The organism is Halobacillus sp. A5 (assembly GCF_024189315.1).
GTDB lineage: Bacteria > Bacillota > Bacilli > Bacillales > Halobacillaceae > Halobacillus_A.
This window is the reverse complement of sequence record NZ_JAIZEO010000004.1, coordinates 435,293-454,543: the sequence shown is the minus strand read 5'-3', so window position 1 is coordinate 454,543 and position 19,251 is coordinate 435,293. Positions and strand designations below refer to the sequence as shown.

Genomic DNA, 19,251 nt, shown 5'->3' with positions numbered 1-19,251 from the left:
CTCATATCTAATCTTTCCTATGTGTTTATAAAGCCTAATAATGAAAACGTCATATGATAAAATTTAATATATTGACCACAGGTGTACTTTATATCAATCTTACGGGAGGTCTTATGTCCATCAAATTAAACTACACTACCAATACCGAAGATATAGACCCATATATAGAAAATCTCTTAAAACATAGCAAGAACGAGCGAGTAAGGAAAATTTTAATTGTTATAGTGGGAATAGTTTTACTCACATCTTCTCAGGTATTTTATAAAATTATTAACCCTGAAGCACTAGTAAGTCCATTTGCATATATTTTTTTGTATACGTTTGGTTTAGGGTTCTATTTTTTTGCAACGTTCAAACTTATAAAAAAACGAAATAAAAAAGCACTATTAAAGAAAAAGGACGATTTTATAGGTGGAAAGGAAGCCTATTTAACTGATACTTCCATCCAAGTTATTCATAAGGAAAAAACTAAAAAAGAGAATGCTTGGGATGAAGTAACTTTCTTTGTAAGGAACGACCCTTACATCTATATACACAGTAATAAATATATCTATCAAATAAAGCCAAGCAGCAAAATAGATGAAGTACAAGACAACCTTAAACAAAAAGGTGTTAGAAAAAAGGTGTAGGGCCACCCTCTACACCTTTTTTACGCCGAACAACTCAACAAGGGAATGTACCAACCACTTTTATAATATGGATACTGAATAATTTTTATATGGATTTATGTACGAATATAAAACTTATCTCGAATTCAAGTCTTCAGCAATAGGGAGCGTTTGCTGAATATAAACAATCATTATTTAGCCGGAAACAGATGTATTAAGTAGGAGTGATTTGAAGTGAAACGAGTCGACGTAGCTTACGCCTTTATCTTTAATAGAATTGAACAGAAAGTTTTGATGGTGAAGAATAAAGGTAGTGGTTGGTCTCTTCCTGGCGGTGCTGTTGAAAAAGGTGAAACATTCGAACAAGCAGCAATGCGAGAAAGTAAGGAAGAAACAAATTTAACAATAAAAACTGAAAACATAGTCGCTGTAAATGAAGCGTTTTTTGAAAGCAAGGGCCATCATGCTCTATTCATTACTTACAAAGCGAAAATTGTAGAAGGTGCTATACAAATAATACATAAAGATGAGATAGATGATATTAAGTGGATGGATATAAATACCGCAAACCAACTAATGCCTTACCATGCTGGTGGGGTAGAAAGTTTGCTTAAATCGTCTGCTCCATATACCATCCAAGGTTAAGAGCGCTTTGGGGGATCTTAATATGAACGGGTGAAAGTATGGAAATGGAAGTTAAAAGTTATACAGAAAAACCAATAAAAGCAGCTGAACTTAAGAGGCTTTATAGTGAGGCAGGTTGGTGGGAAAATAGAAAAGAAGAGGATATAGAGAATATTTTAGAACGCTAAATATCCGTTTGTGCGTGGAATGGAGATCTTCTTATAGGCTTTGCAAGGGCTGTTTCAGACGGAAAGTTTAGGGCTTATTTAGAAGATGTTGTAATACATACCAAATTTCAAAAGTCAGGTATTCATAGAAATTAATAACCAATGTTACTGTTTAATTTGCCCATTGTTTCAAGACTTGTTCTTTTGCAATTTGATATACTTCTTTTTCTGAAGTGTTTTTGTAAGCTATTACATTGGTTTGATAAATTTTTCCCTTGATTGTTACGTTGATTATATACTCGTACATTTTGTTCTTCCTCCTTCCTTTATACTTATATTGTAAATGTGATTTTTTAATTTTTAATAGATTTTACGTAAAGGTTTATTGAAATTTACTGTTCAAAGTGTAATCTTCTTATAAAGAAGTTCGTTCATTGCATAAAATAAGAACATGTTTTTATGCTTTGTACATTTCACATTCCTTTTTAGGTATCTTTACTCGGGAAATGCCAAATTTTTGATCTGGCTTTAACTGTTGATTAAGTCGAAGGCAAAAATAGTAAGAATCGACTTCGGTTACCACGTAATAAGGGGAGCCTTTAAAACAAATTACTTTATTCAAAATCTTCACCCTTTCTTCATAAGCCGAAATTATCTTATATAGGTACCTTAAGCAATTTTATGGATCCACTATTCGTTTTGATCATACTAAACATTATTAATGGAAATCTATACCTTCTACAGAACATCTATTCAAATGGCATAAAATAACAATTTTTCCTCCTCTGAGGAGTATAGAGAGACTGTCAATGTATCTGTAAAACTCGGTATAAAGTAAACTAATTATCTTGATTTCGAGTCTTAAACAAACGGGAGCAAATCTTGAAAATGGTTGCCCCGTTTCATAATTACAGTGGTTGAAAACTAACGAAGGAGTAGGAGTGTTTGAAATGATTCGCGAACTTGAGAAAACTGAATTCTATAAATGCGAAGAGTTAATAAATGATAGGGGACATTTAGAAGTTAAAGCGGTAATAGAAGGGATAAACCCAGGTCGAATATTTGTAGATCAGACCGATTTTCCTAAAACAGGACTTATTTGGTTGGGTAATAATGATGGTTTTTTCTTTATTGGAGATGAAGAAAATGAGGTATTTAATAATTATATAAATGATTTTATTGATAAGCTAATTATTCCTGAAGCAAAGGAGCTGGGGTTAAATAATTTTATAGCCATTGGTAATCATTCTGGATGGGATAAGACGATAGAGATGGTTTTTGAACATCGTCACATGCAGAAATCGAATCAAAAGGTTTATACATTGGAAAATAATAGTCATTATAGAGATAATAATGAATCTTCGATTAGTCAAGATTATAATGTGTTAAAAATTAATAAAGAGCTTTTTGAGGATAAGAAAAATTCTTTTGAAAACATAGGCTTTTTACGCTCTAAAATATCAGAATTCTGGTCTTCTCCTGAGAGTTTTTTTCAAAAGGGAATTGGTTACTGTATTGCCTACGAAAATAAGATTGTGAGTTTATGTTTTTCGGGATTTGTAGCTGAAAATGTTCACGGTATAGATATAGAAACAATAGAGGAACATCAAGGGAATAAATTAGGTCAGAAGCCCACTTCGTTGTGAAAGATTGTGCGAGTAAGGGTATGATTCCATATTGGGATTGTGAGGAGGCAAATAAACCTTCCAATATAATTGCTAAAAATATTGGATTAGAGAATTATTTAAATTATTTCGTGTACATATTTCCGATTGATTAAGGTTAATGTGCTATTCAATTGACGGTTAATTAGTATAAAAGTGCTTTAATATCTCGAAATCAAGTCTTCCTGTAAATGGGGCGAGAGCTGAAGAGACCAGATAAGATTTAGCTCTTTCTAGTTTTAGTACGCCTGGTGAAGAAGGGATAACAGGACATTTTATTGAATATTACTTACAAGAGTAAAAAGGGAGTTGATTTTAATGTGTGGGATTTGTAAGTAAACATGAGGAAAGGGATAAAAAATTACCTAAATTTCGAAAGAATTTAATGGATTCTATCGAGAAAGATTTACTTAATGATGATCATGTCTTAACCCTTTTCTATGGGGGTTCTATAGGATCACGCAATACGGATTTATATTCAGATATTGATCTAAGAATAGTGGTGAAACCAGAAGAAATAGGGACTTACATTTCTAACAAAAAAACTCGCCCTCAAATGTGGGGGAATATTCTTTTTATTGAAGATGCTCACCCTTTATCAATTTATACTGTGGTCCACTATGATAGCTTCATAAAGGTGGACACTTTTTATTATAAGCCAAAGGATATTCAGCCTTCTGTGTGGTTGAAAAATATAAAGATTGTTAAAGATCACAACTCGATCATCTCGACAGTTCAAAAACAATCACTGGAAATGACTTATGAACCCTCGCTTGATGAATTTGAAGCTTGGAGAACTAAATTCTTCGCGAATTTACATGAGGCATATAGGCGGTTAATGAGAGGAGAGTATTATTACGCTCTTAAATGTATGGATAGTTTAAGAATTTCTATAGTTGTTGGTTGGTACATGAACGCAGGGATTCAACCAAACAATTTTGGGGATTGGACTAAATATGAAGGTGGTAGAGGCTGTTTAGAAAGTTGGCAGCTATCCCTTCTTAGAAGCTGGGATTGTGGAAGGGATTCAATAGAAATCATGAATGTTATCAATAATATTGTACGGGAGTTTAAAAATGTCCATAGCTCTATTTGTAGTAGGCTAGAAATAAGCGAAAACAATGATTGGATAAATAAAATTGTAGCCATGGTTTTATAAATATTACTTCGTTTTGTAGGGGGAAGGCCATTAACTGAAAAGAGGTGTCTGATGTATCCAAGGGCAAAATCTTTAGGGTTAGTAATTAAGGAAGATCTATTATTACTAGAGGAATTTAAAGGTAAGCATTCGAATGGAGAAGGGAAATTCTTTCGACCTTTAGGAGGGACGATTGAATTTGGAGAGCAGTCAGATATAACCCTAAATAGAGAATTTATAGAAGAATTAGGGACGGAAGTACTTAATCCACGTTATATAACCTGTCTTGAAAACATATTCAAAGTAAATGGTGAAGTTGGACATGAAATCTTCCAAATCTACCTTGTAGATTTAAAAGAGCAATGGATGTATGACAAACATTATTTAGAAGTGAAAGAAGGGTCGCAAACTTCTAAAGCTTTTTGGATTCCTATGAATAAATTTCTGCATGGAGATGAATTTATTTACCCAGATGGACTCACTCAAATAATTAGACAGTACCTGTTATCTTGAATTCAAGTCTTCCAAAAAAGGGAGCGTTTCTTTAAAAAGCTTAAGGTTTTTAAGTGAAAAGGGGGAAGGATATGTATCAATATTATAATGGTCTTGTAATTAGAGAAGGTGTAAAAGGTGTTCCTGGTAAATTTGTTGAAGAATTATTTAAAGGTTGGGTAAGAGAAACCCCAAGTTGGCAAAAGGAAAAATTCACTCTCATGTTTGATAATTCTACTTGGGCATTTACCTGTTTGGGATGACGATAAAATGATTGGAATGGTAAGGGTTATTTCTGACCAAATCATGGCGGCTAATATCATGGATTTAGTTGTTTCTTCAAATTATCGAGGTAAAGGGATTGGACAGAAACTTGTTGAACTATGTGTTCAAAAACTTCCCCATGGTGATTGGTTTGCCCATACCTCTTCTAATAATTTTAGTTTTTACAAAAAATGTGGTTTTGACGTTAAAGATTTATCTCAAAATGGAACATGCGCCTATTATGGATACATACAAGCTCGAGTAGATGGGCATCGGTAATTAATAACGATTTGATAATTATCTTGAAATCAAGTCTTCCTGTATCGGGAGCAAGTCTAAAACAAAAAGGTTTGCTCCTTTTACTTGTTTTTATGGGTAAAACCTATGTGTAGAATGAGAAGTTTCAATAGAGAAGAATGAGGTATTGCCCAGTCTTTATTAAATAATCCACTGAATTTTATTTTTCTTAAAAATAGTTTTTGATAGACTTTGCGTTAAAGGAGTTGGGTTTAATGGAAACAATATCCGGCAAAATACTATATTTTATAATTGCTTGTGTAGTGTTATACGGATTCTTTAGAATCATTAGATTTATTTATAACAAATTTATACCTTATAGTTTTGCTGCAGATGTAATTGGTTTAACAATATTTGTGATTTTTTGCCTTCCTGCCTCACTTGTAATAAGTCACAAATTGTTAAAGACAGCAGGAAAATAAAAACGTTAAGATATCTAACACATTGAAGTTGTATGGTAGTTCATTATCTATTTAAAACTACTTATCATCATTTTAGAGGGTAAAGAAAGTGTCTTAAAGAAGAAGGTACAAGAGATAGTGATGGAATATTACCTTGAATTTAAATCTTCCGTTATTGGGGGCAATTCTGAAACAGAAGAATTGCCCTCTTCTTAATGTTTTGGGCAGATTAGTGGAATTGAAGTCGAGATGATTTACTTTTTGAAACTAAAACTACCCATAATGCTTATCATATTGGCCAAATTATTTTTATTAGATAGCGCAAAAGAGCTGGAAACAAAAAAAAGAATAGATCTTTAAAATACACTCCTTTTAGCTATGTCACGTGTGTTCGTAGAGTCTGGAACATTAACTAACCATGTTAAATCCTTTTTCATCTTGGTTAATACTAAAAATAAATGGTAATATATCATAAATTAGAAAGGGTTAATTTGGGGTTGAGTCAGGTGTTCTTATTGTTGTAGGTTCGCATTTTACGCTTTCGAGTCCAAATAAAAAAATATGATCTAAAAATCACCGCAAGAGATAGGAAAACGAAAAAATAATTTCCATATAAAGGATGAAAATTAATGCTATTCTTACCAATCATGTTTCAAAAAATTTAATGTTTTTATTTTCTTATAAAAACCCCCCTAACTTATTCCTTATTTACTATTTTTGTAATGTTGATAAAATTTTAATTACAATTACAATTATTAACATTATTGGAGGGGAAATTTAATATAAAAATTATTATTATAGAGACCCGAATAAAATTGATACCAGAGTACATGTATTTATGATTACGTTTAAGTGTAGGAGGGATAAAATGCGAATATCTTTAAAGAGAACAACCAAAACATTATTTTTGCTTGTATTAGCATTAGGTTTTATAGGAGTAAACAGCGTAAGTGCCGCCCCAAGTTTGCATGACAAAAAAACAATAACAACTTATATTTCTGCAGAGGAAATTCAAAGCAAATTAGACACGGAAAAAAAGGCAACATCTTTAATTGAACCGTTTAGTATTTTTGCTTCAGGTGCAGTAGGGACAAAAGCTAAAAACGCTCTACAAGGTGGAGCATATGCAGTTAGTGTCTACGGATTAGGCACAGGTATAACTGAACTGGCTGAAAAAGATATGGCTGAGTTTGAAAGACAATTAAACACAATTGAGAAAAACAACGCTAAAGGTATCTATATCAAACAACCTTATTATTTTGGTTACATAGATAAAGGAGAAAAAGGCTGGTTACCTAATGGAAGTCCTACAGCCATGGGAACTTACTAAACTATAAAAACCCTACATACATTTTAGTATGCAGGGTTTTTATTTACTGTTTATTCTTTCGTTCAATAAAGTAAAACATAAATAACAAAACAACAAAAAATAAGAGATACTTTAAAAGATTACCTGTTGTGATAGCTTCTTTAAAAGACCAATCAATTAAAGCTGTAATAAAAAATGCTATAACCGTAAAAACAATTGAATAGAGCATCACCTTCAAAACCCATTACCCCTAACTATCTATAGATTTTACCTGTTATTGTATACAAGTATTTGAAGAAGAATAAATACCACGAGAGAACCATTGTGCTCAAATGAAAAAAACTTAAAACAAAGAAAGTTTACTTATTATCTGTAGTGATAGATTTTTATCCACTGTGGGATAAAATCAATACCATAATATCATATTTAGGTAGAGTCAGGAAAATAGGAATTAACAAGTCTAAAATCTATTTTCCTGACTTTATCCCTTTATCAAGATTTTCACGTTAATTAGTGCTACATGTTTTTTGTTTTTACTCACTTTCTAACCTAACCAAAACATTGATATGCCAATGTTTATAAACTCTCCTTAAAGGTGCACTTTCTTCATAATAAAGGCTATACACTACTGGGAGTGTATAGCTTGTTGTCTATCCTGCAAGTTTTTTCGTAAAAAGTTGTTAAGACCTTAATAACTATTATGCTCCATAAAGCTTTACCATTATATCCAACTACATAATATGATGGAGCTTCAGAACTTATATCCCAATTTCAAATCTTCAATATTTCATGAAATGGTACACAGCACAGGGCATAAAGATCGACTAGATCGAGAAGGAGTGACCGGAAAAATTAGTTTTGGCAGTCAGAACTATAGCAAAGAAGAATTGATTGCCGAACTAGGAGCTTCTATGTTGTGTGGAGTGACAGGCATTGAAAATCAAACGATTGATAACAGTGCCTCGTACATTCAGATACAATCATTTTCCTCGATATCCACAGAACAATCTGTGTGTACCGAGCTATGAAAAGAATGTTAGATTATCGAAACAAAACAAGGCCCGATATGGGAGAAGGTTTCAAAGAAAGATTTAATTTAGATTTTTAAAATGGATATGGGATTATCCTAAAACTAAAAGTCCAAAAACTTTAAAAAACTAGAACAATTGCCTGATAATAAACAAGTTATCATAACGGGGTGCGAGAGTCGCACTCTGGAGTATTTTTAAATTGTAATTAAGCTAATAAAAAGGCACCAAGTTACCTAACTAAATTATTAAGTAATCTTGCTGCCTTTTAATTTTATAAGTAATTTTCGCTACCCAAAAGTAACTTATTTTTTATGTTTTTCTACATATTGTTTTGCCTGTAGGAGACTTAAACCCGTTTTTTCCCTAACAGATTTAATAACCTTAACTTCACTTTCACTATTGCTAATCATGTTTTTTACATGAGATTCTAATTCGGATTCGATATTTATGTTCTCATAGGCCATTTTATTAAGTTTCTTATTCTTACTTAGCAGAACCCAAATAATAGCTACGGCACAAACTGTGATAATTAATATTGATACTTCCGTGCCCATAACTTCATCTCCTTTCAATTATAAATTACATGCCTTTTTAACATTTGTGAATCCTGTGAGCTCTGCTACTAATGCGGCTGTTTTTTCTCCAGGTGTTGTAGCTCCAACTAGTAACTTAGCAGTCTCTTTAACGCCTCCTAATGCTTTAACATATTGTTTTATCTTAACAAGCTTTGCAATAGGTATAGCATTCATAACAAGAATTTGGGAAATCGCTAAACTACATCCCCACCAACCTTGAGTCTGCATAATTACCGAAGCTTCATCTCCTTTTTCTGAATTATAGATGTGAGAGTCAATTCCTCGGTCAGCAAAATACTGATTGATAGCTTCAGAGTTACCTGATTCTAATAATTCATCAGGAATTTCCACTATTGCCTCTAAAGATGGTGTTAAATTTTCCATTTCTTCTTCTGTAAATACACCAGTCTCCTCTTCATTTTTCGCTTTAGCAATGCTTGGCATTACCATAATAAAAATAAGTACTAATGACAAGAGTAAATTAGAAGTTTCAGTGATTCATATTCCCCTGAAATAGAATGTATTAGTAATATTACCAAAAATAACCATAAGATTCCGAACCTTTTTAAATAAAATGTAATATTTTTACAATATTTTCCTTTAACAAAGTACTTTAGTGAATAACTTATAAAGAACAAATAAATAAGCGGTCTATCCGTAGGAGATTTTTCTTTATTTTTAATGATTTATTACGTTTGATGACCGCCAATTTTATTATTCCGTTCAGGTATAATTCCTCTTTTAAAATTACTTCTATGATTTTCAGGAAGGAATTTTCTATGATCTGATTTTGTCTAGTCATGACTAGTGTTGTCTAAGCTATTTCAATTAAAACTAAATCCCTTCATAATATATTTCATGTTATTTTAAGAAAACAGGAGGATTTTATATTTTGAAGAAAGTAGAAGAAAGGCTATTGCAGTATATAAATAAAAAAAGACAGAAAATGATCAATTTAGCTTTGAAAAAGGGATTCACAAGTAAAGAGGCTGTTAAATGTAGCCAAGAGTTGGATCAGCTATTGAATTTATACGAGTCCTTTAATCAAAATTTGCACATTATGAGTAGGCAAGCAGTAAAACGCAACTACATAATCTGTTTACTTGTCTATCTTAATTACAAAAGGCGTGAAGTAGGGAGGCTGCTCTTCGCCATGTTCACCTTCCTTGCTAGAAAAATAATAGTCTGTATCACACCTATTATGAACACTACCTCTATTAGAAAGTGAACAGTATAATTTCTAATAAATATTGCAACATAGATGCTCTGAGAAACAGTCAAATTTAGAACTGTAATCCAATTATTTTATATAGGAAAGGAGAAACATATTTATGAAAAGTAGAGATGAATGGATAGAGAAAACGATACCTGACGAATCTGTCATGGGGGAACCATTCTGGACAATTATGGAGAAGTCTTCAAGTTATGAACAGGGTGTGAACGGTAATTATCTTAGAATGGAGGGTCATGTTATCCCCTTATTTTTTTCTAAGAAAATGGCAATTGAGGCCTCTAAAAGGTTAAGAAAAGAAGGAGTAGTCAGGGGAGTTTCTCAATCACATTTGAAATATCTTATTGCACTATCGGAGGAAAGAATAGGAGACATAAAACTATGTTTAATATTATTGGAAGAAACAAAAGCGATGGTAGTAGAACCCAAGTTTCTAACTGATTATTTTTTGCTTGAGCAGCATGAAAGCTTTCAAAATTCCGCCTACCAATTCAAGAGAAGAGCTTCAAAACAAACACTCAAGGAAGAATATTGGTCTTTAAACCGAAAGTTTATCTAAACACTTAATAATATATAAGCTTTTTATCGATCACAAAATATAGATCCTCAAGAAAGTTACCACTCCTTCAAAAGACCCTAAACTCGGGTCTTCTTTTTGTTAGGAGGGGAGCATGGTAAATGGTAAATTGACCAATAGGTTTATTAAATCAATAATTTTATGAAAAGCTTACTCTCTAGCGGTTATAGATAAATTTGGATCCTGAAATTGCGAAATCAAACTCTTTTGTTACTCATGTTCAATCTGAGCCCAGTATAGCTGAACTACTTATAGTAAAGAAGGATTTTAGTTTTTTATATTGAAACCATTAAGTAGAGGGCGTAATTTTTTTAGAAAGGAAAATTTGGTATGAAAAAAAGATTTAATAATATTAAGAAAAAACTTATATCATTCACGAGATCCTCCATAAGGTAGGCTATGAATCTAATCACTCAAAAAAATAAAAACCTACGGAGGGGTAATGGATTGAGAAGAGAACAAGAGATGATGAAACTAATAATTAATATAGCAAAAGAAGATGAGAGAATTCGAGCTGCTTATATGAATGGCTCACGGACAAATCCGAACGTTCCAAAAGATATCTTTCAAGATTACGATATTGTTTATGTAGTTAAAGAGACCAAACCTTTTATTGAAGATAAAGGGTGGATACACAACTTCGGAGATATTCTTATCTTCCAGGAACCTGATAAAAAAATAGTCGTAACTTTGGAATGGAAGCTAATTTTGAGCAATCTTATGGTTACTTAATGTTATTTAAGGATGGTAACCGTATCGATCTTCATATCGAAACGAAAGAGCATATGAACCATAATTATCTGAGTGACAAATTAACTGTTCCTTTGTTAGATAAGGACAACTGTTTACCGACTATTCCTGCTCCTACAGATATTGATTATCATGTAAAGAGGCCAACAGAGGCTATGTATTTAAGTTGCTGCAACAACTTTTGGTGGTGTCAACAAAATATAGCTAAAAGTATATGGCGGGAGGAGTTACCATACGCAAAGTTCATGATGGACTGTGTGGTTAGACAGGAATTGAATAAAATGGTCGAATGGTGGATTGGAACGAATACTAACTTTGAACTATCCACTGGGAAAGTGGGAAACTATTTTAATAAACAGTTACCTGAGCCATATTGGGAGCAGTATAGAGCTACTTATTCTGATGATGGTTATGAAAATTTATGGGATTCATTATTTGAATCCGGGGAGTTATTTAGGAAAATAGCAACAGATATTGCAAAAAACCTTTCGTTTAGTTATCCAACTCATGAAGATTCAAATATGACCTCATATTTGATTCAAGTAAGGGCTTTACCATCAAATGCTAAGGATATTTTCTAGTAATTAATTCACCCTGCTAAATTTGCAGGGTGAATTAATTTTATAAGTTAAAACGAAAAGAGATTATCTTGATTTCAAGTGTTCCAGATAAGGGGGCAAGAGCTGAAGATCATATTAGTGAACTTCAGCCTTTCCTTTATTCATGATCTGGTCGGGGTAGCGTCAGGAAAACGCGGATTTACAATGGTAAGAGTTTTGAGACAAGCTGTATGAGACTTAAAAAGTCCTTATCTTGCACAATTTGTGTGCCTCAATAACCTACTCTCTATTGAGATTGTGAAGTGGCACACTTAAACTAACGCAGCAGGTTAGTAAAAGAAGACTTAAATAAAGGATGGGGATATATGAAGAAAAAGATTGTGCTTGCTTTATTGATAATAAGTTTAGGTGTAAATTTGTATATATTAGGAAAATGGCTTGTGATTGAACAATGGTATGAACCTTCCTCAGAAGAAAAGGTTATTTTAAGTGAAATGGTTCTAAAAACAATTGAAAGTGAAGATTATAAGAATATAGCAGAAAAAGAGAACATCATTGCTATTGAAACAGGTATTGATAAAAATAAAGGCGGAGTATTCCCTTACTATTTTGGGGTGAGTGTCCTTACTGAAGAGCAGACCTATATTTTTTCTTGCAATAATAACCAATGTTCAACAATGGAAAATGAAGGATGGACTTATTCCATATATGAAGACGAAAGTCCGAGGCTTCCGTTTAAAAAATAAAATAGCCTAAAAGCAACTTAAGATTGTGAATAATTTCACTTAAAGTAACGGGGGACTTTACTGCGGATACGGCTGGGTAGAATTAGTTTTAAAAAACTTTTTGTAAAAAAGGCTGCAACAGCAGCCTGAGTCATTCTTTTTTATTAATGTTGAATTCTCTTATTCCATTTGATATTTCTTTTAGGATATGGTTCTTCTCTTTTGTGTTTTAACTATAGTGAGCGCAAACCAAACTATAAAAATTAGGATAGCTATGTAAAAGATGATTGGAATAAAAGCAACTATTGGGAAGAAATTAACTGCTTCATTCATATTATACCTCCTCTCTGGGAGAGTTTACCATGAATTTAGTCTACTGAACATTCCGAAGAGCATACATAACATATCTTGAATTCAAGTTTTAAAGTAAATGGGGCAATTGCTCAATAGAGAGATTTAGCTTTTTTAACTGACAAAACAGGTTTGTGGAACAATAAATTTGGAATTACAATATAAAAATTCTTTTACTAGTATTGAGGGGGGCCCGGGTTATGGAATCTATAACGGTTTATCATTATGATGCTTTTAGTAAAGAACCTAATAAGGGGAATCCTGCGGGAGTAGTTTTAAATGGTGATGAATTAACAGATATAGAAATGCAAGAGATTGCTTTTGAAGTGGGGTTTAATGAGACAGCATTTCCAGTTAAATCGCATAAAGCCGACCTTAGAATAAGATATTTCACACCTGGACATGAAATGAATTTATGCGGCCATGCAACAATGGCAACAGTTTATGCGTTAAAAAGCAGAGGGCTATTAGGAGATAAAAAAGAGTTAACCATTGAAACAAAGGCTGGTATTCTACCGATAAAGATTAACACATCTGTTGCTGATGAAATATTGATAACTATGAATCAGACTTCCCCCCAATTCAAGCAATTTACAGGTTCCAAAGAAGATTTAGCTAACTCAATTGGATTGAAAGAATCAGATCTTCATGATGATTTACCGATACTTTATGGAAGTACAGGTGCTTGGACTCTACTCATACCGATAAAACAACTGGATGTCTTTAATAAAATGGAACCAAACAATAAACAGTTCCCAGAAATTTTAAAGGAAATGCCTAATTCATCTGTTCACCCTTTTTGTGTGGAGACTTATGATTCCAATGCTGATATGCACGCGCGACACTTCTCTTCACCATATTCGGGAACAATCGAAGATGCAGTAACTGGTACAGCTTCAGGGGTGATGGGGGCTTTTTATGCAAAATACATAAAACAGAATTCTAATGAATCTATAAAACTAATAGTTGAGCAAGGTCATGAAATTGGAAAAGATGGTCGAGTTATAGTAGATGTTTCAAAAAATAGCGAATCATTTGATGTTCAAATAATTGGAAATGCTGTTTTCGTTAAAGATTTTCAAGTTTTGTTAGAAAAATAAGTTTATGAATTCTCTTACTTAAAGCAACAGGTACGTTAGTTGTAGCTTCAATATACCTCGAAATCAAGTCTTCCGCTAACTGGGTGTCAAGGACGTTTAATTTTATACAAAATCGTCGGGTTAAAATTATACAAAGCTGCCACCTTATTTGGCAGCTTTGTTTTTCATTCTAAAACTTGGCCCATAAATAGAAAACACTCTTGAATGATGAAGTAACCGATCCAATATGGCCGTCGCAATAATTCCATCGCCTAAAACCTCTCCCCACTGGCTGAACGTCTTGTTCGACGTTAGAATAATAGAGCTATTTTCATACCTACGGCTAATTACTTGAAATAAGTAATGACCACCTTGGTCTGAGATTCAAATAGCCCATTTCGTCGATGATCAAGAGAGAAGGCTTAGCGATTCCTCTCATTTTCTTATCCAATTTCCCTTGTCCATCTGCTGTCTCAAGGGACGCAACGAGTTCCTGAGCTGTCATAAAATACGTTTTCAATCCTTTGCTTATGGCTTCTAGAGCGATTGAAACCGCAAGGTGTGTTTTCCCATTGGGACAATCCAGATATTGTAGTAAAGGAAATAAAGGGAAGGTGGCAGTAGGTTCACATGGATTATACATACTAAACTAAAAATACCTTGAAACTGAGTCTTCCACTAAATGGGGCGCGCGACAAGTTCTGCTATAAGCGCTTTTCAGCGCGAAAGGCAGGGAATCTGTTGGATTAAATTTGAACTGTACAACGGAGGATGGGAATGAAGGATCCATGTTTCCCGAAACCATCCCGTTAATACTCCTGCATGCGTTGAGACGGACAGGTCTCTTGGTATGAAGCACAGGTGAAGGCGGCAGAACAAAGGCTAAAGCCATTTGCAAAGAAAAGGTATGCTTGAGGATATGTCGGACGGCTAAAACCTAGTTAAGGTGAGAATCGTTCTTTGAGATAGGAACTGACGAACTTCCGAAGGTAAGGGTCTAAAGTTACGAACGTAAGGAAACTTACGTGTCATCTTACGAGGACGTGAGTGGTGTGGAGTAAAACTGCCCCATCTGAAAGACGCTATACCGAACCAAGGCGGTATCCAGCTCACAGGCTTACAGGAAGCACCTAATTCTAGTAATGATAGCTACGTTGTATGGTACTTGGAAAGCAAGGAACGTTGAATCAAGGGCTGTCACCCGAAACGGTTGCTATAAAGCCATGCTGAAAAGCATTTATCCTTGTGAGGGTAGGGGAATGACTGATGAAACTTCTGTAATAGAAGTGGAGGAATAGCCCCAAGTCTAGAGTATGAAACGATTATTTTCCTAACGTGAATGGCACCGATCGGGTAGGAACGTGGGAACATCACTCCAAAGGAGGGATGCCACAGTGTCAACGCTGCGAAACTGGGATTATTATAATATGACGGAGACCTTTACGGATCTTTATGAAAAAGCGAGTCAGGGACATACGTTTTCTTATCTATATGAAACCATCATATCGAGAGAAAACATCCTGCTCGCCTTTCGCATGATAAAAACCAATAAAGGATCTAAAACACCAGGCACCGATGGGAAAACTATCGATGACATGAAAGAGCTCTCCGAAAATGATCTGGTAAACGAAGTCCGAACGAAACTTAGAAACTATTGCCCGAAGAAAGTTCGCAGAGAATGGATTGAAAAAGACAACGGAAAATGGAGACCTCTTGGTATTCCGTGCATCCTGGATCGAGTGATCCAACAATGCTTTAAACAAGTTCTCGAACCGATTGTAGAATCTCAATTCTTCAAACATAGCTACGGATTCAGACCTCTCCGGTCTGCTCATCATGCTATGGCAAGGATACAGTTTTTGATTAATCATAGTCAACTTCATTACGTCGTTGATGTAGATATTAAGAGTTTCTTTGATAACGTAAATCATCGTCTATTAAAGAGGCAACTCTGGAACATCGGTATTCAAGACCGTAAGGTACTAGCCTGTATCTCAAAAATGATCACTTCGGAGATTGATGGAGAAGGAGTACCCGATAAGGGTTCGCCACAAGGTGGAATTTTATCCCCTCTTCTTTCTAATGTCGTCTTAAATGATCTAGACCAATGGGTTGCCGACCAGTGGGAAGTGTTTCCCTTGAAGAAATCTTACAGTTCAGATGATGCCAGAAGGCGAGCGAGAAAACAAACGAACCTGAAAAAGGGATACCTGGTCCGGTATGCTGATGATTTTAAAATCCTATGTCGGGAAGGAAAGACAGCGCAAAGGTGGTACCATGCGGTACGTCTGTACCTCAAAGAACGTTTGAAGTTGGACATCTCACCAGAGAAGTCCCAAATTGTAAACTTAAGAAAACGAGAATCAGAGTTCTTAGGGTTCACCATTCGTGCGAATAAAAAGGGTAAGAAACGAGTGGCCCATACTGGGGTCATTTCTTCAAAAAGAGAGAAAATCAAACAGGAAGCGAAGAATGAAAGCTTCGCCTTCTGCTGAGAATATTCATCGATACAATAGTTTTGTTTTAGGACTTCACCATTACTTTAACCGAGCGACTCATGTAAACCTTGTGTTCTCACGTCTTGCTTACGATCTTAAACCATTTCTAGTGAACCGTCTTCGACCGGTTGGAAAGCTAGAACATCCTTTTAAGCCACCTCCTTTCTACAGGAAAACCTTTAGCTTAGGAACGAAAACGATCAATATCAATGGTACGTATTTGTTCCCCATCGGCAATGTGAAAACATTCCATACGATGAACTTCAGTCCAAAGCTTTCGCTTTATACAAAGACAGGAAGAGAACAGATGTACAAAAGTCTCCGCCCTGATATCCAGAAAGAAATCGGTCACTTAATGAAGTCTTCTCTACCGAAACGAAGTATCGAATATCTTGATAATCGTATTAGTCGGTATAGTATGAAGATGGGGAGATGCGAAATTACAGGCGAATATCTACACGCTTCAGATGTTCACTGTCACCACTATGTTCCAAAGAATCTTGGAGGAAGCGATCAGTTTCAAAACCTGCGTATTCTTCATAAAGATATTCATCGACTTATCCATATGAAAGATATAGAGAAAATAAAGATTTATCTTAAACAATTACCACAGAACCGATTGATTTTAGATAGAATCAATCAATACCGAAAGGTATGTGGGGTGGAAGGGATCGTTGCATCCAGTCTCGAAGAGTAACATAGGAACTTATAATTTAGTACATACCTTTAGATGGAACGCCGAATGCTGGGAAACTAGCACGTTCGGTGTGGAGCAGGGGAAAAGCCGGAGATAACCTCAAACGCTTACCTATTGCTAACGATTCTTTAATAGTGAAATCGCTATCTTCTCACTGTTTGGGGTAGATTTATTGAAGACTTGTAAAGATGATAGGAGGAAAGGTGATTCGTTGACTATACTAAAAATTATAGGACTACCTATTTTTCTTACCGGGGCGATTTTAGAACGAATAAGTGCGGTTATACTAGCTACCTTATGTTGTTACTTACAAATTTACTCTTCACGGAAGAAAAATAAAGAATAATTTCTACTTAAGATTAGCCCATTTGTTTAATTAATCTCGGCTTCAAGTCTTAATGTATATGGGGTTACTCTTAAAAAAAGGGATTGAAAACAACTAGTGCATTATTAAAAGGTTGATGCGGAAAGGAGAATTAGTTTGGGGGATTATGGAACAAACTTGTTTAAGGGTGCAGCAAGCTATTATTCAAGATACCGACCAATGTATCCAGCATCTCTAATAAGGTTTTTAGTACAGGAGTTTTCGCTTAATGGTGAACAAAACCTGCTCGATTTAGGTTGTGGTACAGGTCAACTTACAATAAGATTCTCGGATTGGACTAACAAAATAGTAGGTATAGATACAGAGCCAGAAATGATAAATGAGGCAAGACGTCTTCACCAACAGGTGAGGTTGGGGCAAATTCAGTGGTTTAATGGAACGCTAGAACAATATAAAGAATCACATAATGACCAATTCACTCTTGTGACAATAGCAAAGGCTTTTCATTGGATGGACAGAGACAGGATTTTAGAGGAGTTATACGACTTAATTGATGAAGGCGGTGGAGTGGCTATCATCGATAATTATGATCCAAATAAATCGCTAAAACCTTGGCAAGAAAAGCTGAATGAACTCATAGAAAAATGGTATGGGAAAGAACGGAGAGCTGGGAAATCCACCTACAACCATCCAGTTATTAGTCACGAAGAAGTATTATCAAATTCAAAATTTGAAGTCGAAATACACACTTTACCTACATATGAAATCAATTGGACGATTGAGTCAATTCTAGGCAACTTATACTCAACTTCATATGGGGCAAGACGGTTTCTAGGCAATAAAGTTGAGGAGTTTGAAAAGGATGTCAAGCAATCATTATTGAAGTTTTCCTCCTCTGGTGAGTTTAGAGAGAGTGTAAATTTATCTGTAAAGCTCGGTAGAAAATAAAATAATTATCTCAAATTCGAGTCTTCAACTATTTGGGGCGATTGTTCAATATGAGCAATCGCTTTTTTGTTAACGGGTAGGTTTCTTGAAGACTCAGTTTCGAGATCACTTAGGGAATTAATTAGCGTACAATTTCCTAGTTTTGTTTTCTGGCTCTCTTAATGGAGAGTGTCTTACGTCTAGACTATTGTGCAATCCAATTTTGATATGAAGACATAGCTTATAAGATATGAAATAATGGGGGTGAAAACATGTCCAAAAAAAGAAAAGTATCTAGAATGAAACTTAATGAATGTTGTCCCCCTCTTTCCAAAAAGCCAGGCTGTGACTGTCCTCCAGGTCCCCGAGGCCCTCGTGGCCCTCAAGGACCACAAGGAGAACTAGGCCCCCCAGGTCCACCTTGTTTGACTCTTTGTGACTGTTGTGTTTCTCCACTTCAGTCTGTCTTACAACAACTTGTAGGGCAAACTGTAATTCTTGCCACTATTGCAGACGCACCAAATGAACCTCCCCTCTTTTTTTTATTTACTATAACTGAAGTAGATGATTATTTAGTTACTGTTACAGACGGAGCGACATCATTTGTGGTAAATATTTCTGATGTAATAGGGGTTGGATTTTTACCACCAGGGCCCACTATTAACTTGTTGCCACCTGATGATTCTGATTGTGAATGTGATTGTCGGGAACGGCCTATTAGAGAATTGCTGGATACACTTATCGGTTCAACAGTGAACCTTTTATTAAGTAATGGTTCTATTGCAGCAGATTTTAACGTGGAACAAACAGGTCTTGGCATAGTGTTAGGTACTTCACCAATAAATGATACAATCCCTAGATTTGCGATTTCAACTTGCAAAATTGTAGCTGTAGGGGAAACGAGTTGATTAAGAGGTCTAGTCCGGATTTATAAGGTTGGTATCTTGAAGCCGAGTCTTCC

General features: G+C 34.8%; 18 protein-coding genes and 6 pseudogenes. 19 read left to right on the top strand and 5 right to left on the bottom strand.

Annotated elements, in window-relative coordinates:
* Window positions 1–113: 113 nt before the first annotated feature.
* From LF822_RS17410 to LF822_RS17400, 3 genes are all read left to right on the top strand, one after another.
* Window positions 114–629, top strand: a complete 516-nt coding sequence (locus LF822_RS17410; RefSeq protein ID WP_253925347.1) for a hypothetical protein — start codon at window positions 114–116, stop codon at window positions 627–629.
* Between the two features lie 213 nt (window positions 630–842).
* Entirely contained in the window at window positions 843–1,253 is a 411-nt protein-coding gene (locus LF822_RS17405; protein ID WP_253925346.1) for an NUDIX hydrolase, read from the top strand.
* Between the two features lie 38 nt (window positions 1,254–1,291).
* Complete coding sequence (locus LF822_RS17400) at window positions 1,292–1,420, top strand: acetyltransferase (protein ID WP_253925345.1); 129 nt, start codon at window positions 1,292–1,294, stop codon at window positions 1,418–1,420.
* A gap of 151 nt (window positions 1,421–1,571) precedes the next feature.
* Here the strand turns inward: LF822_RS17400 and LF822_RS17395 are convergent, their stop codons facing one another.
* Window positions 1,572–1,706 carry a BA3454 family stress response protein gene (locus tag LF822_RS17395; protein WP_253925344.1) on the bottom strand — a complete coding sequence of 45 codons (135 nt, stop codon included), beginning with the start codon at window positions 1,704–1,706 and terminating at the stop codon, window positions 1,572–1,574.
* Between the two features lie 643 nt (window positions 1,707–2,349).
* Here LF822_RS17395 and LF822_RS17390 point away from each other — a divergent pair.
* The 5 genes and pseudogenes from LF822_RS17390 to LF822_RS17370 all read left to right on the top strand — a co-directional run bounded on the left by LF822_RS17390 (window position 2,350) and on the right by LF822_RS17370 (window position 6,985).
* A pseudogene (locus tag LF822_RS17390) lies at window positions 2,350–3,179 on the top strand (GNAT family N-acetyltransferase).
* A 206-nt stretch (window positions 3,180–3,385) separates the two neighbouring features.
* Window positions 3,386–4,222: an aminoglycoside 6-adenylyltransferase gene (locus LF822_RS17385; RefSeq protein WP_253925343.1), complete on the top strand. Its 837-nt coding sequence runs from the start codon at window positions 3,386–3,388 to the stop codon at window positions 4,220–4,222.
* Window positions 4,223–4,273: 51 nt separating this feature from the next.
* Window positions 4,274–4,714 carry an NUDIX domain-containing protein gene (locus tag LF822_RS17380; RefSeq protein ID WP_253925342.1) on the top strand — a complete coding sequence of 147 codons (441 nt, stop codon included), beginning with the start codon at window positions 4,274–4,276 and terminating at the stop codon, window positions 4,712–4,714.
* A 71-nt stretch (window positions 4,715–4,785) separates the two neighbouring features.
* Window positions 4,786–5,236 (top strand): annotated as a pseudogene (locus LF822_RS17375) (GNAT family N-acetyltransferase).
* Between the two features lie 1,287 nt (window positions 5,237–6,523).
* On the top strand, window positions 6,524–6,985 hold the full coding sequence (locus tag LF822_RS17370) for a hypothetical protein (protein WP_253925341.1): 462 nt from the start codon (window positions 6,524–6,526) through the stop codon (window positions 6,983–6,985).
* Between the two features lie 43 nt (window positions 6,986–7,028).
* Here LF822_RS17370 and LF822_RS17365 read toward each other — a convergent pair whose 3' ends face one another.
* Window positions 7,029–7,202, bottom strand: a complete 174-nt coding sequence (locus LF822_RS17365; protein WP_253925340.1) for a hypothetical protein — start codon at window positions 7,200–7,202, stop codon at window positions 7,029–7,031.
* Between the two features lie 502 nt (window positions 7,203–7,704).
* On the opposite strand from LF822_RS17365, the gene LF822_RS17360 reads away from it, so the two are divergent.
* Window positions 7,705–7,992, top strand: coding sequence for a zincin-like metallopeptidase domain-containing protein (locus tag LF822_RS17360; RefSeq protein WP_371925952.1), 288 nt, complete (start codon window positions 7,705–7,707; stop codon window positions 7,990–7,992).
* A pseudogene (locus LF822_RS17355) lies at window positions 7,935–8,193 on the top strand (P-loop NTPase family protein); the annotation flags it as partial. The gene LF822_RS17360 and the pseudogene LF822_RS17355, both read left to right, overlap by 58 nt.
* A 104-nt stretch (window positions 8,194–8,297) precedes the next feature.
* Here the strand turns inward: LF822_RS17355 and LF822_RS17350 are convergent.
* Window positions 8,298–8,549: a ribosomal protein L7/L12 gene (locus tag LF822_RS17350; protein ID WP_253925338.1), complete on the bottom strand. Its 252-nt coding sequence runs from the start codon at window positions 8,547–8,549 to the stop codon at window positions 8,298–8,300.
* Between the two features lie 18 nt (window positions 8,550–8,567).
* Window positions 8,568–9,014, bottom strand: a complete 447-nt coding sequence (locus LF822_RS17345; RefSeq protein WP_253925337.1) for a hypothetical protein — start codon at window positions 9,012–9,014, stop codon at window positions 8,568–8,570.
* A gap of 448 nt (window positions 9,015–9,462) precedes the next feature.
* Between LF822_RS17345 and LF822_RS23160 the strand changes: the two genes are divergently transcribed.
* The 6 genes from LF822_RS23160 to LF822_RS17320 all read left to right on the top strand — a co-directional run bounded on the left by LF822_RS23160 (window position 9,463) and on the right by LF822_RS17320 (window position 13,864).
* The gene (locus LF822_RS23160) at window positions 9,463–9,798 is read left to right on the top strand and encodes a Spo0E family sporulation regulatory protein-aspartic acid phosphatase (protein WP_371925951.1); all 336 of its coding nucleotides are present in this window, start codon (window positions 9,463–9,465) and stop codon (window positions 9,796–9,798) included.
* A gap of 103 nt (window positions 9,799–9,901) precedes the next feature.
* A complete protein-coding gene (locus tag LF822_RS17335) occupies window positions 9,902–10,360 on the top strand; it encodes a hypothetical protein (RefSeq protein ID WP_253925336.1) in 459 nt (152 codons plus the stop codon).
* Window positions 10,361–10,825: 465 nt separating this feature from the next.
* A complete protein-coding gene (locus LF822_RS23155) occupies window positions 10,826–11,110 on the top strand; it encodes an aminoglycoside 6-adenylyltransferase (protein ID WP_371925950.1) in 285 nt (94 codons plus the stop codon).
* Window positions 11,074–11,709, top strand: a complete 636-nt coding sequence (locus tag LF822_RS17330; protein ID WP_371925949.1) for an aminoglycoside 6-adenylyltransferase — start codon at window positions 11,074–11,076, stop codon at window positions 11,707–11,709. Before LF822_RS23155 ends, LF822_RS17330 begins: the two co-directional genes overlap by 37 nt.
* Before the next feature lie 344 nt (window positions 11,710–12,053).
* A complete protein-coding gene (locus LF822_RS17325; protein ID WP_253925335.1) occupies window positions 12,054–12,434 on the top strand; it encodes a hypothetical protein in 381 nt (126 codons plus the stop codon).
* Between the two features lie 530 nt (window positions 12,435–12,964).
* On the top strand, window positions 12,965–13,864 hold the full coding sequence (locus LF822_RS17320) for a PhzF family phenazine biosynthesis isomerase (protein WP_253925334.1): 900 nt from the start codon (window positions 12,965–12,967) through the stop codon (window positions 13,862–13,864).
* Window positions 13,865–14,008: 144 nt separating this feature from the next.
* On the opposite strand, the pseudogene LF822_RS17315 reads toward LF822_RS17320, so the two are convergent.
* Window positions 14,009–14,486: pseudogene (locus tag LF822_RS17315) on the bottom strand (ATP-binding protein).
* 751 nt (window positions 14,487–15,237) lie between these two features.
* Here LF822_RS17315 and ltrA point away from each other — a divergent pair.
* The 3 genes and pseudogenes from ltrA to LF822_RS17300 form a co-directional block, all read left to right on the top strand.
* Window positions 15,238–17,038: pseudogene (gene ltrA / locus LF822_RS17310) on the top strand (group II intron reverse transcriptase/maturase).
* Between the two features lie 481 nt (window positions 17,039–17,519).
* Window positions 17,520–18,311, top strand: coding sequence for a class I SAM-dependent methyltransferase (locus LF822_RS17305; protein ID WP_253925333.1), 792 nt, complete (start codon window positions 17,520–17,522; stop codon window positions 18,309–18,311).
* Window positions 18,312–18,649: 338 nt separating this feature from the next.
* Window positions 18,650–19,198 (top strand): annotated as a pseudogene (locus LF822_RS17300) (collagen-like triple helix repeat-containing protein); the annotation flags it as partial.
* Window positions 19,199–19,251 lie beyond the last annotated feature (53 nt).

Bases quoted from the DNA above. Each gene is read 5' to 3' on its own strand.
- LF822_RS17410 (WP_253925347.1), top strand. From the start codon at position 114: ATGTCCATCAAATTAAACTACACTACCAATACCGAAGATATAGACCCA.
- LF822_RS17400 (WP_253925345.1), top strand. From the start codon at position 1,292: ATGGAAATGGAAGTTAAAAGTTATACAGAAAAACCAATAAAAGCAGCT.
- LF822_RS17395 (WP_253925344.1), bottom strand. From the start codon at position 1,706: ATGTACGAGTATATAATCAACGTAACAATCAAGGGAAAAATTTATCAA.
- LF822_RS17380 (WP_253925342.1), top strand. From the start codon at position 4,274: ATGTATCCAAGGGCAAAATCTTTAGGGTTAGTAATTAAGGAAGATCTA.
- LF822_RS17370 (WP_253925341.1), top strand. From the start codon at position 6,524: ATGCGAATATCTTTAAAGAGAACAACCAAAACATTATTTTTGCTTGTA.
- LF822_RS17360 (WP_371925952.1), top strand. From the start codon at position 7,705: ATGATGGAGCTTCAGAACTTATATCCCAATTTCAAATCTTCAATATTT.
- LF822_RS17350 (WP_253925338.1), bottom strand. From the start codon at position 8,549: ATGGGCACGGAAGTATCAATATTAATTATCACAGTTTGTGCCGTAGCT.
- LF822_RS17345 (WP_253925337.1), bottom strand. From the start codon at position 9,014: ATGCCAAGCATTGCTAAAGCGAAAAATGAAGAGGAGACTGGTGTATTT.
- LF822_RS17335 (WP_253925336.1), top strand. From the start codon at position 9,902: ATGAAAAGTAGAGATGAATGGATAGAGAAAACGATACCTGACGAATCT.
- LF822_RS17330 (WP_371925949.1), top strand. From the start codon at position 11,074: ATGGAAGCTAATTTTGAGCAATCTTATGGTTACTTAATGTTATTTAAG.
- LF822_RS17325 (WP_253925335.1), top strand. From the start codon at position 12,054: ATGAAGAAAAAGATTGTGCTTGCTTTATTGATAATAAGTTTAGGTGTA.
- LF822_RS17320 (WP_253925334.1), top strand. From the start codon at position 12,965: ATGGAATCTATAACGGTTTATCATTATGATGCTTTTAGTAAAGAACCT.